This window comes from Amycolatopsis sp. NPDC039088, from assembly GCF_055598845.1.
The window spans coordinates 24,097-39,181 of the sequence record NZ_JBVKAE010000056.1; the positions used below are offsets into that span (position 1 = coordinate 24,097).

A 15,085-nucleotide genomic window follows, 5' to 3' on the forward strand; every position below is an offset into this window, starting at 1 on the left:
GGCAAAGGTGGAGGGACCGGCGGAGAGCTCCGCCAGGGTGGTCCCGCCGCCGGAAGGTATGGAGATTCGCTGATGACCGCTCGCAGCATCACCGCAGACGACGTGGCCTCGTCGTGCTACTTCCGCACCACGGTCGAGCAGCCTTTCCGGAAGGCGCTCGTGCAGATCAACGAGGATTGCAATCTCCGCTGCGCCCACTGTTTCGTGTCGGCGACGCGCGTCGGCAAACAGATGCGGCTGGGCGAGGTGATCGAGAAGGTGATTCCGCGGCTGGCGGCTGCCCGGGTCCAGCGTGTCACCCTGACCGGCGGGGAGCCGACGATCCACCCTGACTTCCTGGCCATCGTGCGCGCGTTCCGCGCGGCAGGGATGGACGTCGGGATCTGTACCAACGCGACCACTCTGGACCCGGCGCAGATCGCGGTGCTGGCCGAGCTGGACGTGCACTGCAACGTCTCCCTCGACGGATTCGCCGCCGACTCCCACGGCAGGTTCCGGGGAGACCGTGACAGCTTCGCCACCACAGTGGACACCGTCGAAAAGCTCGGCCGGGCCGGAATCCTGCAGGGACTTCTCTGCACACCGAACACATTGGCGCAGAACGAGGAATACGCGCGGCTATGCGGGTTCGCCCGTGCGAACGGCGCACGCTACGTGTTGCTGAACCCGTTGGGCAGCATGGGCCGCGGAGTGAAGTCTCGCTCGAAGCTGGCGAAGACGACGCTGCACATGAGGGAGATCTTCGAGCTGACCGTACCCTTCGACGGTCCGGAGCTGGACGTCGCACACATCCGGTTCCCGAACACCGAGGGCCGACCGCTGGCCGGCTGCGAGGCCGGGACGATCATCTACGTGTTCACACCTGGCGAGGTCACCGTGTGCCCGTACCTGGTGTTCGCCGCCCGCACCCCGCAGTCCCAGCACACCGACACCGAGTTCATAGTCGGCAACATTTTCACCGACCCCGATATCGCCACTCGCCTAGACAACTACCGATTCCACGATCGTTACCAGGTTGGCGGCAACGCCACCTGCACGGCGTGCGCGATGAACTCGTCCTGCGGCAAGGGGTGCCCCGCCCCTGTTGTCGCGGCGGGCGGCCGGATCGGCGACGTGGACACCGAGCAATGTCCGGTCGCCGACGGAGCACCCGCCGAAGGACGTCGGCTGCTGCCATTGCTGCCCGCATGACCGGCCAGCTCTCTGCCCCGCATCGGCTGTCCGGGACACTGATCACCCTGGACGGGCCCGGCGGCGTGGGCAAGTCCACGACCGCGCGTCTGGTCGTCGAGACGCTGGCCGCGGCCGAACTCTCTGTCCACGCAACGGCCCAGCCGTCCCGCGCACGGCTGGGTGAGCTGGCCCGGCACGGCACGGACACCTATCGCGGCATGGCCTTGGCCTGCCTGTGTGCCGCCGACCGGCATCACCAGCTCGACACCGAGATCCTGCCCGCGCTGGATGACGGCAAGATCGTCGTGTGCGATCGCTACGTCGCCTCCTCTCTCGTGCTGCAAGGCCTCGACGGCCTGCCCACCGCGGTGGTGTGGCAGCTCAATCACGGCGTCTATCGGCCTGACCTGGCTATCGTCCTCACCGGCGACCCCCAGGTCGTCAACACCCGCCTCCGAGCGCGCGGTGGACACAGCCGCTTCGAACGCGCCCCGGACAGCAGTGACAGAGAAACCGGCCTGTACGTCGACGCCGTGACGGACCTGCAGGCCAAGGGCTGGCCGGTCACCACCTTGGACGCCACCACCGGCCCACCCGAGAGAATCGCCTCCACGGTCGTGTCCCTCATCCAGCGCGTCCTGATCGAGAAGAGTCCGGCATGTCTCTGAGCCTGATCACCGTCAACGTCGGTGCCCCCTCGCTCGAGCGCGCCCACCGCCAGCTCCGCTGGCTCGCCGAGCGCCATGAGGACGTACTGGTGCTGACCGAAACCAAGGCCACTGCGGGCAGCCAGTTCCTCGCCGAAGCGTTCGCCGCGGTCGGCTACGCCGTCACCTTTCCCGAGCACGCCCCAGGCGAGCTCGGCGTGATGATCGTAAGCAAGCTCGCCACCACACCCGACCCGATCGGCACGGCCATGGACTACCTGCCCGCTCGTGCCGCCGGGATCGTCGTGGACACCACCGACGGACCGCTCCGCGTCGCGGGCGCCTACGTACCGTCCCGCGACTCCACCGCGCACAAAATTGAACGTAAAATGACCTGGATCCAGCAGTTCCAGCACGCCCTCGACAGCACCGCCAGTGACACGCCCCTACTGCTGCTCGGCGACCTCAACGTCCTCGAACCCACTCACACCCCCGCGCACCGCGGCCAGTTCGCACCCTTCGAGTACGACTTCTACACCGGCCTGACCGACCGGCACCGCCTCATCGACCTCTTCCGGCACCTACACCCCGACCGGGTCGAACACAGCTGGGCCCGTCGGCCGGAACTGGGCTATCGCTACGACCACGCCCACGGCTCCCCTGCCCTCGCTGAACAGCTCACCGCCTGCGACTACGTCCACGAAACCCGGGAAGTCGGCCCGGACGCTACCCGGCTGACTGACCATTCCGGACTCGCCGTACAGCTGACACTGACCGCGACCACGACGCTGCTAACGTCGGACCCCGCCACGGCGGCCGCCCACGGCGAGCCGGAGCCCACCCTGTTCTGACGCGGGTTCCCTCTCGTCGGCTGCCAGGCGCCATGCCCGTCAGCCGACCGCGAGGTACCGCCGCAGGATGTCCATCTCGACCAGTACCGCCACGCCACGAATCGGTGCCCGCGTCCTCCTGCTCGACCCCATCGACCGTGTACTGCTCATCCACGCCCTCGACCCCACCGACCCAAGCCACCACTGGTGGGAACTGCCCGGCGGCGGTCTCGACGACGGCGAAGACCTCCACGACGCGGCCCGCCGCGAAGTCACCGAGGAAACCGGCATCACCCTCACTGAACTCGGCCGCAAACTGTGGACCCGCGAATCCCGCTTCCGCTACAAGAACCGCGACCACCACCGCATCGACCACGTCTATCTCGCCCGCACCCCGGTTACTGCACCCCAGGTCGCACTCAAACCCACCGAAAACGAGAAGGCCGGGTTGATCGAACGACACTGGTGGTCAGCGGACGAACTCCAGCACTGCCACGACAAGCTCCTGCCTGCCGAACTACCCAGCCTGGTCAACAACCTGCTCGCCGGCCGGTTTAACGAAACGCCCCTCACTCTCTCCGACTGACCAGCTGCGACAGCCTGGACAGTCCCGGCTGGGCTCGCTACGCGACCCGAGTGAACGCGTGTCGGCCGCGGACTTCACAACCAACTTGCGACATACAACGTTTAATTTGGGCCGTGGCGTTCGAGGAAGACGGTGTCGTGCCAGGTGCCGTCGCGTTGGGCGAGCGTTCGCGGATGCCGACGCCATCACTACCAACCTCGACATCGGCATCGCCAGCACGACGTCCCTGACCACAGCACACAGGGTGCGGTCCTGGACCTAGCTCCCAGTGGCGGTATCCGGAGGATTCAGCCCGACGGACCACGCGATCATCACCAGTCCCGACTGGGACATCCTCATCGTCGGCCGCAGTGTCGCTGACGCTGTAGACCCCGTAACCGCTGCTCAGCGGATTGCCGAACTCGTCCACTCGAACGACTGAGGAGCCTCATGAAGATCTCGCCACTTCGCCAGGAACTCATTCCTCAGGTGATCGACCTGATGGAAGTGGGCGCACCGTACATTCGGCCACGCACTTACTCGGACTACTGGCTCTACGCCACCCTGTTCTCCTCAACCTGCCCCGTCGCCACCATCGACGACACGCTAGCCGGAGCCGTCATGGCCTTCCGCAGCCAGGACAACCCGGACGACGTCTACATCCAGGACGTCATGACACATCCGTCATACCGACAGCGGGGTGTATCGAAGGCCCTGATCGCGGCCGTCCGTGACAAAGCTGTCTCGTGTGGCGCCAAGCGCCTCTACCTCACGTCCGAGCCAGACAACACCGCCGCACACGCCGCGTGGCCAGCCATGGGATTCATCAACCAGCCCAGCGACTACAAGGTCAATGACATCTGGGTCAGCGCCGATTTCAAAGGCCCTGGCAAGGACCGCGCGGTCTACGAACAGCACCTAACGTAGCTGCACTATTCGGTGTCGGCGCCTGCGCCACCGGAGCGCCAATACCGACCATCCTGTCGGCGAGCTCGACGTCCCACGACGCGACCTGCAGTCAAGCGGCTGCATGGTGGACGATCGCCATGCCCGCTGTGGCAGTAGAAGACCTATCGCGTTTGAGCCGGCGTATGAAAGCCGACGCTACTGCTACACCCACCAACGTGAGGTGCGTGGCACCTCGGAACATTCGATTGGCTACCCGTAATCCGTTGTCAGGCGCTTCTCCCGGCGGAACTCGCCGAAGGCGTCGGGCCCGGGTAACCGTCCGGAGCGCCGACCACCCGCTCACCAATGACGTGAACCTCGAAACGCCCCGGATCGTAGCCACCAGCTTCCCATGCCATCTCGCTTGTCTCGACGCGCCACTCACGCCCAGTGACACGCTCCCGCAACAGCCAACTCAGCGTAACCACCTCTTTGACTGCACGTCCGCTGCGGTCGTCACGAACCAACGACAATAGAATATACGTTCGAGCACGCCTGGGAAGGATCTCCTGATATCTACCTGTCGCTTGGTTCGGCGACGTCTCGCTCCGATGGGGAAGCTATATCCAGGTCAGGACGTGTGATCAAGGCGTACCCAGCCGACGGCCATGGCCCGGTGCCGGATGACGTCTTTGAGGTCGATGACGGTGCCTTCCAGCCGGTGCCGCGTGGTGATGCCGAGAAGAACGCCGCCGGTGTCGCGGACGGCTTCTTTCCAGGCGACGCCGCCGTCACCGGTCCACTCGGTGCCGAGCGGGGCCCGAACGATGACTTCGCCGCGGCGCAGGTACGCCCCCAGCTCTGACACCGGCTGCTCGAGGTCGGCGGGTTCGCCAATGCGCGTCATGCCCGCCTGCAGGTACGGATCCAGCGTCGCGACCCGCCATCGGTCGTGATCCTTGAGCAGGTTGACGATCTCCAGTCCAGGGTTGATCAGCATGACCGGCAGGTCTTCCCGCTGGCGGCGCGAGGTGATCAGTGATGCGCTGCGGCCATGATCCAGGACGGAATACGATCGCCACGACAGCAGCTTGCTTCTGTTGTCCAGCAGCAGGAATCCCGTGTCATTCCACACTGGGTCGGCGCAGCGACGGTGATGCAGTTTGACCCGGGCGACCACCATCGCGTCCTCGACGACCACCGACGGCCGGTCGTCGCCGAGCTCCCATCCGCAGGTCTGACAATCGGCGGGATGCAGATGCCGCGCGAGCTCGGCCAGCCCGGCCTCGCCGAGCTCGGTGATGGTGCGGGCGTCGACTGTGAAGGGATAGCCGGGTGGTACGGCCGCCACCGAGGATTTCTCAGTCGGCCGGTGCGCCGTACCTCGGGAACGGGCGGCCGCGGTGGTGGCGCGTCGGCGGCGGACCCGGTCTGCTTTCCCCATGGTGTGTCATCGTGCCGGGTAGAGGTCACAGCGCGCAATCACTGATTCACCTAGCGCGTGATCAGGTGTCGAATACTGTGGTCCTGCTTTCCTACGGTTGGATTTTCGCACCAGGTGGGGCAGGATGAGTGATAACGGTCGTTGAAGGGCTGGTCAGGGAGGTGAGCGGTCAGTGATGGACTCAGAGCACGCGGTGGCGCGGGCGCAGTTGCGGAAGAAGAACCAGCTGACGCTGCCGCAGCCGGTACGCGACGCCTTGCACCTGGAGGATGGGGACGAGGTCGAGTTCGTCATCGACGACGCTGGCGAAGTCACGCTGCGCGGGATGACCGTGATCCCGACCGACCAGCGGTGGTTCTGGACCGAGCAGTGGCAGGCCGGGGAACGCCAGGCCAGCGCGGAGATCGCCGCTGGCGGACTTGAGGTGTTCGACTCGGTCGAGGACATGTTCGCGGCGCTGGACGACTGACAGCTTCCTCTGCCGATGCCCAGGTACACGATGACGCCGCAGTTTCTGCGGGACGTGAAGAAGCTGCGGCGCAGCGACCCCGAGCAGCTCACCCGCTTCCAGAACACCGTGACGAAGAAGTTCGATCCCGATCTGTCCTCCGGGCAGGGGTTCCGGCCGGGACTGCGGGTGAAGGGTGTGGTGTCGGCCCGCGGCGTGTTCGAGATGACCTGGGCCCCGGACGGCCGGGCGACCTTCGAGTACGGCGAGGACGGCGGTCCAGGCGTGGACGCGCACGTCATCTGGCGCCGCATCGGCACCCACGACGTGTTCAACAGTCCCTAGCCGCACCCAATCTAGGACTGCGCCTGGTCAACGATGCTGGTGACCGTTGCGTGGTAGTCGCGGCTGAAGCAGTTCCCGTTATCGCGCATCAGGTTGCGCACGAGGCCGACTCGGCCGGAGAAGTCGGCCAGCCCCACGGCGTCGGTGGCCACGATCAGCCCACACCCGGCGCCGGGACCGAGCTCGCTGATCGTATCGATCGCGGCCGCCGTGACAGGGTCGCGGAGCAGATCGGCGGCGTCGTCGATGAGCAGGAACGCCGCCTCACAGCCGGACGGCAACGGAAGGTTCTTTCCGGAACTGAGGTAGACGGCCAAGGCGCGCAGCCATTCGCTCACCTCGTCGTGGCCGTGCACCAGGTTGTGGCCGAGCAACGGGCCGAACATGTCGTGCTTACCGTGATGGGCGGGATCCAGCAGGAAGAGGTGAAAACGTCGCGCGGCCACGACTTCCGTGGCGATCAGCCGCAGTAGGGACGTTTTGCCGCATTCGGCGGGCCCGGCGACCAAACCGTTGACCGGTCCTGCGCCGGGACGAGTGAGTCTCCAGTAGCTCGGGCCGTCCATCCCGATACCAACAGCGAACTTGCCGGTGTCGGGGTCGTAGCTGGGCCCGGTGTAGGGCAGGTAGTCCGGCAGCCACTCCTCGTTGCGGCGCTCGTCGGCGTCGTTGCCGGATATGAGGATCGTGTGCCGCTGAATGTCCGGTGCGGGCTCTGCCCGGTTAAGCCCGACCACGGCCAGCGCCACGTCCCCGGCGGCCAGTGCCCGTTTGAGCGGCTCGGGGTTGACCATCGCCGGGGGATCGACCGCGGTGGAGAGGGCCACGACCACCTGGCCGGCCTCGCCGACGGCTTCGGCGAACCACCAGTCATCGTGCAGCGGGTGCAGGTACTGGTGGTCATCGCACTGCACGATCAGCGCGGCACCGCCCTCGGCGCTGGTCCGCAACCACGCGGTCACTTCCGGATGGGCGGTGGCGGCGGGCTCGGCGCGCTCGGCCGAGGGCCGGAACCCGAGCGGGCGAAGATCGGCCACCGTGCTCACCTGGTAGTTCCCGTGTTCGTCGCGCGCGAGACGGACGACCTCGCGGGAGGGATTGATCAGGACCGTGGGGCGGCGTTCGCCGCGGCTCGGGTCGAGATAGGGAACGAGGACATCGCGGGTGTAGGCGGTGGTGTAACGCAGGGGGTCCAGAGACGTGGTGGTCCAGCGTTGCCGCTGGCACTGGCGATGATGCAGCGACGCGGTGACCACCTCGAGCGGGTCGGCCACCAGCACGACAGTCGGGGCGTCGCCGTCCAGCGGTTCACCGCAGGTCTGGCACAAGCCGGGCCACAGGTTGCGCGAGAGCGCTTCGAGGCCGGGGCGGCCGAGCATCGAACGGCTGTAGGGGTCGACCCGCATCGCTTCCAACGCCAAGCCGAACCCCTCACCCGCGGTCTCGTTGATCCAGCAGAGACCATCATACGAACACAGCATTAATGCGCTTTCGTCTCGCCCGGCGCGCCCGCTTGCGAAGCTCAACACCGTCGAGCGCAGCCTGGACATCCCGCACCGAGGAGGACCGGCGCGATCGTTACGTTCAGCGCGATGAAAGCCCTGTCAAACCGATGTCGGCGAAGGCACGATCGTCGGAATCGAGGCGTACGACAGGCCCAGCTGGTCAAGTTCGCATCTACTGACCTCGTAGACCCTGACCGACGTATCCGCCAGGCTCGGACTGGGTTCAACGAAAAGACCACCGCACAACGCGCATCTGCTTGGGTCGACATACCAGGCTGACTTAGTGGTGCACGCCAGAGTTCGCGCAGTATCCGACTGTCTGTCGAGCGGTCATGGTGCAGTGAAGGCGTTCACGACCAGGGCGATTGCGTCGTTGTGCGAGCGAGCAACCCCAGCACCGACTCGCTCCGGCCCGTCGGGCATGTCGAGCGCATAGGACAGGTACTCCGGCGAGTCGCTGGTGCCAAAGCAGAATCCACCGCGCCCGAACCCTCTTTTGAACTGCGTGAAGAACGGGCGGAACAGGTCGTCGGCCGCCATCTTGCCCGCTTCGGTGACAGCGACCTTGTCGCGCGTGGCACGGTCCATGCCGAAGGAGTTCAGGCCCCAGCGGTCTCCTCGGGTGACGAGTGGCGTGGTGGCGTCGCTGGTGACGCGGGCCTGGCGGCGCATCCATCAGGCCTCGTCGTGGTGGCCGAGAGCGTCGAGAATCGCCGGGAACGTACAGCGGGCCACGATGTCGTAGACCAGCCACTGGGTCTCCAGTATCGAGGGGAACCGTCCGTGACCAGCAGCTGCTGAGGCGAGCGCGTCACCGATCGGGTCCGGGCCTTCTCCGGGCAGCCGGGTGTAGAGCCGAACATACTCGGCGATCCGGATGCCGTTGCCGATGCCGCGGGTGTTCATCGCGAACAGCGACATGTCCTTCGGGTACGGCACACCGGGCACCGGGTCGGGCTCGATGACGTGCCGCAACACCGTGTCCGCGCCGGCGTCGACCATCGCCCGGTAGCGGCCCTGGTCTGGGTGGGCGTGCTCGGTAGCGCATGGTGTCGTGCGCACCACGCGATCTTGCAGCAGCGGGTCGAGGTTCTCTCGTCGCATTGGGCGCACGCCAAGGACTTCACGCGGGCGCGACCTTGGCCGTAGGGCAGGGGCTCGCCGACCCACGTGACCCACGCCGTCTCCCGCAGCTCACGAAGGTGAATTGGGAACTCACCGCGCTCGTCGACCTCGGGAAGCCCGTAGCCCTCCCTAGTCAAAATTCGGCGGTTGTCGACCTTGACCATCGTGTCCGGCTCGAACAATCGCATCGCCCTCGGCATCGCCGCGCTCTCCTCCCAATCGACTACCGGCGTACCAGTGTGGACCCACCGGGCCAGGCGGCGAAGCGACGCGCCTAGGAAGCCGCCGGATTGGGGCACCGTCAACCCCAAATTCGGCAGCCTGAGGACCGAGGTCGTTTCGGCGAAATCTACCTGATCAGCATGAACATGATCAGTATGCAAACCGCTCATCCTTCAAAGAAGGCCTCTCGGTGACCAAATCGACCAGAAGACATGGAGAATGAAACTACACCGTGACGATGCGGGGGATCTGCCGTTTTATCGAATATTCTCCTATTGAACGTTCTTAGGCACTCAAACTGCCCTAGAGATCACGAACGAAGGCATCCAGCTCGGCTTGAAGTCCCGACGCTCGCAATGTCGTCAACCTGTTCCGAAGCACTGATTTTTGCTCTCGGGAAAGAGATTTGAACCCCTCCCTGGCGATTTTATCCGCCATTTCTACGAGATATGCGCGGTAGCCGCTCGCATCAAGGGCCTCCTCGCGCGCCTGCTTGTAGCGACGTTCGGCCGCGCTGCGATACTGCTGTTCGTGCCCTACGGGGAATGACTCAGCCTCAGTGCCAGTCAGCCGGGCAAGGGCTGCAAGGTTTTCTTTCCTCTTCTGGTCGCGCTCGCGGGCGGCATCGAGGCGGTCATGTAGTCGGCGGTCTGCTCTAGTTGCGTTTTCTTGTCGACTTTGTTGCACGACCTCCTCGCGTTTACGCGCGGTACCGGCTGGTCGACCGTTGCCGAGTTCGTCTCTCCTTCTGGCGTGGATAAGTTCGAGTTGCTCGGCTGTCGCGGCGGCGATCGGTGGGTCCATTGGAGTACCCAGACCGTCGCGCCATGCGTGGAGCCGGAGTCCGAGTGCGCCCAGGGGGTCAGCGTCGGGATCTCCTCGTCTCTGATGCTGACCACCAGGTGTCACTTCCCAGGCACGCTGGATAGCCGCTAGGCACCAGCCTCGACGGAACCACTCATACAGCACCTTGCGAAGTTGCGGTAGAGGCACATAGATCCACCCAGCTGTCTGCCGGAACGTCTCGGCCGCGAGGGCGGCTTCGGCGTCGCTGGTCACGAGCTGCCGCCGGTGCCATTGCGTGGCGTTCCTCATCGTCACCGCCTAGGTGTGGTCTCATGTCGGTTGTGGACGTCTTTGAGGCGCTGGCCTACTCGGACACCAGTGTCGCGCACTGGTGTGACAAGTCTGGCGTGACATTCAAGCGCGTGCTCGACCGGCTCCCGGACACGCGGCCGGCAATGAGGTTGGACGCTGTACGAGATGCCGCCGAAGAGGTGATCCAGAGGCTGGACGACCTCCTCGATAATCTTGGGGAGGCGGACTTTGCCGGTTCAACAGCTCCCCCTTCCTGGCCACCACTTCCGGCGGTGTTCGACGTCGTGTCCCTGACGGCAACGCTGCAGGACCTGCACGAGATGTGGCAGCCGCTGGTCAGCATTCCACCACGGTGGGTGCAGCGGGATTTCGTGGCGATCCGTGCCGTACTGCGGGGCGCGGCTCTCGAGCTCGCGCCCGCCGCGATGGTGTACTTGCTGCGGGTACCGGTGCTGGTGCAGTCCGAGGAGTCGGGCAGAAAGCAGCGGTGGAACACTGCCCGCAGGTACACCCCGAAGCAGGTAGCCCACGCGGCGGACCGTGCTCACGAGGGGGAAGAAGGTACTCACCTTCCGTACCACGAATGGGTGCACGCTCGACCGCCGTGGAGTGCGGTGACAGCGGCCGCCGTCACCGCACGACCGTGTCCGCTTTACAAGACCTGTGCAGCACCGGCAGGCGTCGAGTGTGACGCAACGAAGCCGCCCTGGCGGCAGCACCGCGAACGGGTGCTGGAAACAGTCGCGCAGATCGGTGACGTTCGAGGCTCGGAAGCTGGCTGATCAACCCCGCCGAACCGACGGTCGGCTTCGGCCAGGTGCTGGTCTTATGGCGGATCCGACAGCGCGATCTATGCTTAACGCAACGTGACGGCGTTGTAGTGCTCCGAAAGCCATCCCGTTGCCCCGTAGTCCCCACGTCGCGTGAATACCGCCGCGCCAACGTCGGTATTCACGCCGTCGCCTTCCGCCGGTGTCGGATAGTCGCTGGTCGCGTTACCGTCGACGGACGTACTCACCGTTGTTCGACCGGTCCAGGTGATCATGACCCCCGAGACGAGATTGTGTACCTCGGCGTGTTCGTGGCTCGCTGTCAGGTCGCAGCCGGTGATTCGCTCGCGGAGCAAGCTGGTGTAGTCGCCGGGCTCGAGTTGGCAGTGCCGAGGCGGTATAGCGTGCGGCCAGTCTGGGGAACTGATCCCCCGCTCAGTCGCCGCTTTCCACAGCTTCGGCACCACATCGGCTGCGTGCGGTGCCGTGGCCATTTGTTCGCAGATCCAGAGCAACCGTCCCGCGCCGCGGCCGGGCGCGAGCCGGCGCCAGCGGATGCGGCGCCCGAGGTCCGCGGCAATGATCGCCGCCCAGGGGTGCACGGTGCCGAGATGACCTTGGGCAGCTAACCATGCCATGTACCGGGGTGCCTGTTCGAGCACGGGGAAGACAGTGCTTGACGGCAGGCCGGCGATCACGCGGCTGTGATGTGCGAACAGTTGCGGGGAGCGGGCGACCAGCAGCATGACCGCTCGAGCGACGTCTCCAGGTGCCGAGGACACGGCGGCGCCCAGTCCGGTGACGGCGGCACCGGACGCGATGCGTTCGCGGCGACCACCGGCCTTGAGGATGGTCGCGACGACGGGCCGCTGTGGTTCGGCCACTGGCGCGAAGGCCAACTCAGGCACAAGTGTGGCAACTGTGTGGATGAGGGTGTCTTCGGCGCTGTCGGGGTCACCGGGTGGGGTGAGTTCGGCCAGGACGGAGCGGAGGCCGGCGCCGACACGAGTACCGATCATGAGACGTGCGGTGAGCCGCCCCAGCTCGGTGACGACCACGCCGATCGCGCCGTCAGGGTGTGGCTTCTCGATCAAATAGTCATGGTCGAGCAGGAAGGTGATGGCTTCGGCAACGGGTTCGGTGTCTTCGTCGCCCTGATGGTGGCAGAGAGTACGCAGCCACCACTGCTCGGCTTCGTCGATGGTGGTGATGCGTCCCTGGAGGACTTCGGCAAGGACGTGATCGGGCAGGCTAGCGTGAATCTGGGAGTAGACAGTGTATCCGTCGACGAGTGCGCCCTGCCAGTTCGCGCGTTCCAGCTCGGTGGTCAGCAGGTAGGCCCAGCCCTCGCGTTCGCCAGCGCCGATCCGGCCTGCCCGGCCGAACATCTGTAGCACCGTGGCGACGTCGAGTTCGTCGAGGCCGACCTGGGTGTCTCGCACAATCACGGCGCGCGCGGGCAGGTTGACGCCTGCGGCGACAGTGGTGGTGGCGACGAGGATGTCCCAGTCGCGGTTGCGGAAGCGGGTTTCGGCTTCGCGTTTGAACTCCCAGTCTTTGTAGTGCAACCCGATCTTGACCGACGCGCACGCCTCGTGGAGCCTGTCGATGTCGTCGATGCCGACCCCTGCGGTGTTCGCACCGCGTGCTGTGGCCAGAGCGAGGGCGGTGGCACGGACCTTGGGTTTGGTGCCGCAGAACACCAGGACGCTGCCACCCTTTTCGGTGATGCGCTCGGCCAGGTCGACGGCCACGCGGGTGCGAAGCGCGGTGTCGGTCGTGCGGTCGGAGGATGCGGGGATCATGGGTAGCTGCCAGGTCAGCCGCGAGGGCCGCCAGGTGGTGGCGACGAGGGTCCCGTCGAGCCATTCGGCGATCTCGGCGGCGTTGGACACGGTGGCGGATAGGCCGACGATCCGGACCGGGGAGTCTGCTCCACGGACACGGGTCAGGAGCGCTTCGAGCAGCGGGCCACGTTCGGCCGCGCCGAGGAGATGGATCTCGTCGACCACGAGGCAGCCGACCTCGCTCAACGCGGTTTGCAGGCTGCTGGCGCGGCAGATCGCCTCGAACTTCTCGGTGGTGGCGATCCAGAGGTCGGCGGCACGGACCTTTTCGATGTCGGTGCTGTATTCGCCGGACAGTCGCTCGACCCGCAAGCCGCGACCGCGCCAGCCTTCCAGCTCCCGGTCCAGTTCATCGGTAAGGGAGCGCTGTGGAACCAGCCATGCTGCCTTGCGCCCTTCGCCGAGGATGGCGCGCAGCGCGGCCAGCATGCCGACGACTGTCTTGCCCGCCCCGGTCGGCGCGGTGATCACGAGATGATGTGGCGAGTCCAGTACCGCTGGAGCAGCGTGTGCCTGAGCGGGGTTGAGTTCGACGAAGGGCAGGTAGCCCAGCCATTCGCCGGGCACGAGCTGAGCCGCCGACACCGGCGCAGGCTGCCCGTCCAGTTCACCCTCGTCATGGGTGTCCCAGATCTTCTCGAACGCGTCACGTGCGTCATACGCAGGCTGACCCAGAGCGGGCAGCGCCCAGTCGGTAAACACACCACCGGCCGCGGTCAAGGCCGTGGTGACCGACAGGGGCACCGGCTCCCGGGCGGGGTCAACGGTTGAAATAATTTCGTCTTCGACCCAGTGCGCAACCGTGCGATAGGCAACGCCTGCGGCTGCGAGCCGCTCCCGCAACGGGGCGAACGGCGCGGAGTCCGGCAGCAGGACTCGTATATCGGTTTCCGCGGGCAGATCGGGAAGCATGAGCGCCGGGTCGGTTGTCTTGCGCCAGTGGAGCAAACGCAGCTCAACTGGTGGTGTTACGACGACATCACGGACGGGACCAAGTCCTCGACGGCGCGCCCGGGTCGTCTGCGGCGTCAATGCGGCCAGCAGTCCTGGAAGCTGTCCGGCCCGGACCGCGCGGGTCTGAACGCCGGACTTAGCCGGGCGCTCGGCGCCAGTGACACCAATGTGCTGATGGTCTGTGCCCGTTGTCTCGCCGGTCCTCGGAGCGGCTGGGCGAGCCAGGTTGGTATCGGCCGGTACAGGAACTCCAGTGCGCCCACGGTGTGTCGGCGCTGGTGGATCGTCCTTGGCCCTACTGGGATCTCGCGCCAGGATCTCGGCTCGAAGTTCGCCGAGCACCGCGCGGCGAGGCACTTTGAGCTGGCGCGTGGTGAAGGTGGCAGGGCAGGCAGGGCACACGACTGCAGCCTGGAACCGAGGTTGCCCTTGCTGGTGGTACATCCTGTACAGGCCGTGGAGCGAGCCGCGACAGGTTGGGCAGGGCAGCTCGGTCTCGCGCAGATACTGCCAACCAGGCAAGGCGTAGCGGGCTACCGCGGGCTCCGGGTGCACCCCCCACTTTGCTTGGGCGACGCCGGCCACACTCGTATCGTCGGCGTGCCGTGTGATGGTCCGACCAGAGGCGGTGTCCGCTGGAATCTGCACCGAGGGACTGGAAAGAAGGTCGGCGTGCTGCTTGATACCCAGGTCTGGGAGCGCGAAGGTCGCCGGGCACCCCGGACACACGACGGCGACATAGCGATAGACCTTCCCCGCGCTCTCATAAGGCTTTCGCAACGTGTGGAGCGCGCCCTGGCAACGAGGACACACCATGTCGACTTGTTGCTCATAGGACCAACCGGGCAACGCGAACCGCCCAATGGCCGGTTCCGGGCGCACCTGCCAGCGCTGGTCGGCGACATCCGCGACGCTCAGATCGTCAGCAGCGTCCAGGTCACTGCTTCCGCTCACACACCACCTCCGGCCGCACAAGACTCTTTCCCAGGCGGCATCCGGGAATCGGTGTCACACCGCCTCGACGGCCGCTGCCCGGCGACTTGCGTCCCTCGCTGCGGCTACGGCACGTTACCGCACGCTAAGAGAGCGTCTGAGAACTCGATTGTGGTGGTTGGCGTGGCGATGTCGAGAATGAGGTGAGCTCCCGGTAGGACTGGTGGTTCTCACACCAAGACCGTCCCTACCAGGAGCTCGTGTATCAGTGTCGCCTATCTGCCGGTGTTT

At 65.9% G+C, this 15,085-nt stretch carries 14 protein-coding genes; 8 read left to right on the top strand and 6 right to left on the bottom strand.

The genetic code is table 11. The features are described 5' to 3' along the window. Positions 1–72 precede the first annotated feature (72 nt). From ACZ7KI_RS40265 to ACZ7KI_RS40285, 5 genes are all read left to right on the top strand, one after another. Positions 73–1,191, top strand: a complete 1,119-nt coding sequence (locus ACZ7KI_RS40265) for a radical SAM protein (protein WP_470278261.1) — start codon at positions 73–75, stop codon at positions 1,189–1,191. Beyond that, the gene (gene tmk, locus ACZ7KI_RS40270) at positions 1,188–1,841 is read left to right on the top strand and encodes a dTMP kinase (protein ID WP_470278262.1); all 654 of its coding nucleotides are present in this window, start codon (positions 1,188–1,190) and stop codon (positions 1,839–1,841) included. Before ACZ7KI_RS40265 ends, tmk begins: the two co-directional genes overlap by 4 nt. After that, positions 1,832–2,671, top strand: coding sequence for an endonuclease/exonuclease/phosphatase family protein (locus tag ACZ7KI_RS40275; protein WP_470278263.1), 840 nt, complete (start codon positions 1,832–1,834; stop codon positions 2,669–2,671). Before tmk ends, ACZ7KI_RS40275 begins: the two co-directional genes overlap by 10 nt. 67 nt (positions 2,672–2,738) lie before the next feature. Further along, positions 2,739–3,236: an NUDIX hydrolase gene (locus ACZ7KI_RS40280; RefSeq protein WP_470278264.1), complete on the top strand. Its 498-nt coding sequence runs from the start codon at positions 2,739–2,741 to the stop codon at positions 3,234–3,236. A 429-nt stretch (positions 3,237–3,665) separates the two neighbouring features. Further along, a complete protein-coding gene (locus ACZ7KI_RS40285) occupies positions 3,666–4,142 on the top strand; it encodes a GNAT family N-acetyltransferase (RefSeq protein WP_470278265.1) in 477 nt (158 codons plus the stop codon). 592 nt (positions 4,143–4,734) lie between these two features. Here ACZ7KI_RS40285 and ACZ7KI_RS40290 read toward each other — a convergent pair. Then, on the bottom strand, positions 4,735–5,547 hold the full coding sequence (locus ACZ7KI_RS40290; protein WP_470278266.1) for a hypothetical protein: 813 nt from the start codon (positions 5,545–5,547) through the stop codon (positions 4,735–4,737). A 175-nt stretch (positions 5,548–5,722) separates the two neighbouring features. Between ACZ7KI_RS40290 and ACZ7KI_RS40295 the strand changes: the two genes are divergently transcribed. Further along, on the top strand, positions 5,723–6,016 hold the full coding sequence (locus ACZ7KI_RS40295) for an AbrB/MazE/SpoVT family DNA-binding domain-containing protein (RefSeq protein ID WP_470278267.1): 294 nt from the start codon (positions 5,723–5,725) through the stop codon (positions 6,014–6,016). A 15-nt stretch (positions 6,017–6,031) separates the two neighbouring features. Continuing rightward, positions 6,032–6,340: a hypothetical protein gene (locus tag ACZ7KI_RS40300; RefSeq protein WP_470278268.1), complete on the top strand. Its 309-nt coding sequence runs from the start codon at positions 6,032–6,034 to the stop codon at positions 6,338–6,340. 11 nt (positions 6,341–6,351) lie between these two features. Here ACZ7KI_RS40300 and ACZ7KI_RS40305 read toward each other — a convergent pair whose 3' ends face one another. From ACZ7KI_RS40305 to ACZ7KI_RS40320, 4 genes are all read right to left on the bottom strand, one after another. Beyond that, positions 6,352–7,761 (bottom strand): hypothetical protein, encoded by a 1,410-nt coding sequence (locus ACZ7KI_RS40305; RefSeq protein ID WP_470278269.1) that lies wholly within the window; start codon positions 7,759–7,761, stop codon positions 6,352–6,354. A gap of 414 nt (positions 7,762–8,175) precedes the next feature. Next, entirely contained in the window at positions 8,176–8,517 is a 342-nt protein-coding gene (locus ACZ7KI_RS40310) for a hypothetical protein (protein WP_470278270.1), read from the bottom strand. A gap of 3 nt (positions 8,518–8,520) precedes the next feature. After that, positions 8,521–8,949 (bottom strand): hypothetical protein, encoded by a 429-nt coding sequence (locus ACZ7KI_RS40315; protein WP_470278271.1) that lies wholly within the window; start codon positions 8,947–8,949, stop codon positions 8,521–8,523. 546 nt (positions 8,950–9,495) lie between these two features. After that, positions 9,496–10,287 carry a hypothetical protein gene (locus ACZ7KI_RS40320; protein ID WP_470278272.1) on the bottom strand — a complete coding sequence of 264 codons (792 nt, stop codon included), beginning with the start codon at positions 10,285–10,287 and terminating at the stop codon, positions 9,496–9,498. A gap of 23 nt (positions 10,288–10,310) precedes the next feature. On the opposite strand from ACZ7KI_RS40320, the gene ACZ7KI_RS40325 reads away from it, so the two are divergent. Beyond that, positions 10,311–11,072 carry a hypothetical protein gene (locus ACZ7KI_RS40325; RefSeq protein ID WP_470278273.1) on the top strand — a complete coding sequence of 254 codons (762 nt, stop codon included), beginning with the start codon at positions 10,311–10,313 and terminating at the stop codon, positions 11,070–11,072. Between the two features lie 74 nt (positions 11,073–11,146). Here the strand turns inward: ACZ7KI_RS40325 and ACZ7KI_RS40330 are convergent, their stop codons facing one another. Then, entirely contained in the window at positions 11,147–14,815 is a 3,669-nt protein-coding gene (locus ACZ7KI_RS40330; RefSeq protein ID WP_470278274.1) for a DEAD/DEAH box helicase, read from the bottom strand. Between the last annotated feature and the right edge of the window lie 270 nt (positions 14,816–15,085).

Coding starts and splice junctions, on each gene's coding strand:
- ACZ7KI_RS40265 (WP_470278261.1), top strand. CDS start 73: ATGACCGCTCGCAGCATCACCGCAGACGACGTGGCCTCGTCGTGCTAC.
- tmk (WP_470278262.1), top strand. CDS start 1,188: ATGACCGGCCAGCTCTCTGCCCCGCATCGGCTGTCCGGGACACTGATC.
- ACZ7KI_RS40275 (WP_470278263.1), top strand. CDS start 1,832: ATGTCTCTGAGCCTGATCACCGTCAACGTCGGTGCCCCCTCGCTCGAG.
- ACZ7KI_RS40280 (WP_470278264.1), top strand. CDS start 2,739: ATGTCCATCTCGACCAGTACCGCCACGCCACGAATCGGTGCCCGCGTC.
- ACZ7KI_RS40285 (WP_470278265.1), top strand. CDS start 3,666: ATGAAGATCTCGCCACTTCGCCAGGAACTCATTCCTCAGGTGATCGAC.
- ACZ7KI_RS40290 (WP_470278266.1), bottom strand. CDS start 5,547: ATGGGGAAAGCAGACCGGGTCCGCCGCCGACGCGCCACCACCGCGGCC.
- ACZ7KI_RS40295 (WP_470278267.1), top strand. CDS start 5,723: ATGGACTCAGAGCACGCGGTGGCGCGGGCGCAGTTGCGGAAGAAGAAC.
- ACZ7KI_RS40300 (WP_470278268.1), top strand. CDS start 6,032: ATGCCCAGGTACACGATGACGCCGCAGTTTCTGCGGGACGTGAAGAAG.
- ACZ7KI_RS40310 (WP_470278270.1), bottom strand. CDS start 8,517: ATGCGCCGCCAGGCCCGCGTCACCAGCGACGCCACCACGCCACTCGTC.
- ACZ7KI_RS40315 (WP_470278271.1), bottom strand. CDS start 8,949: ATGCGACGAGAGAACCTCGACCCGCTGCTGCAAGATCGCGTGGTGCGC.
- ACZ7KI_RS40320 (WP_470278272.1), bottom strand. CDS start 10,287: ATGAGGAACGCCACGCAATGGCACCGGCGGCAGCTCGTGACCAGCGAC.
- ACZ7KI_RS40325 (WP_470278273.1), top strand. CDS start 10,311: ATGTCGGTTGTGGACGTCTTTGAGGCGCTGGCCTACTCGGACACCAGT.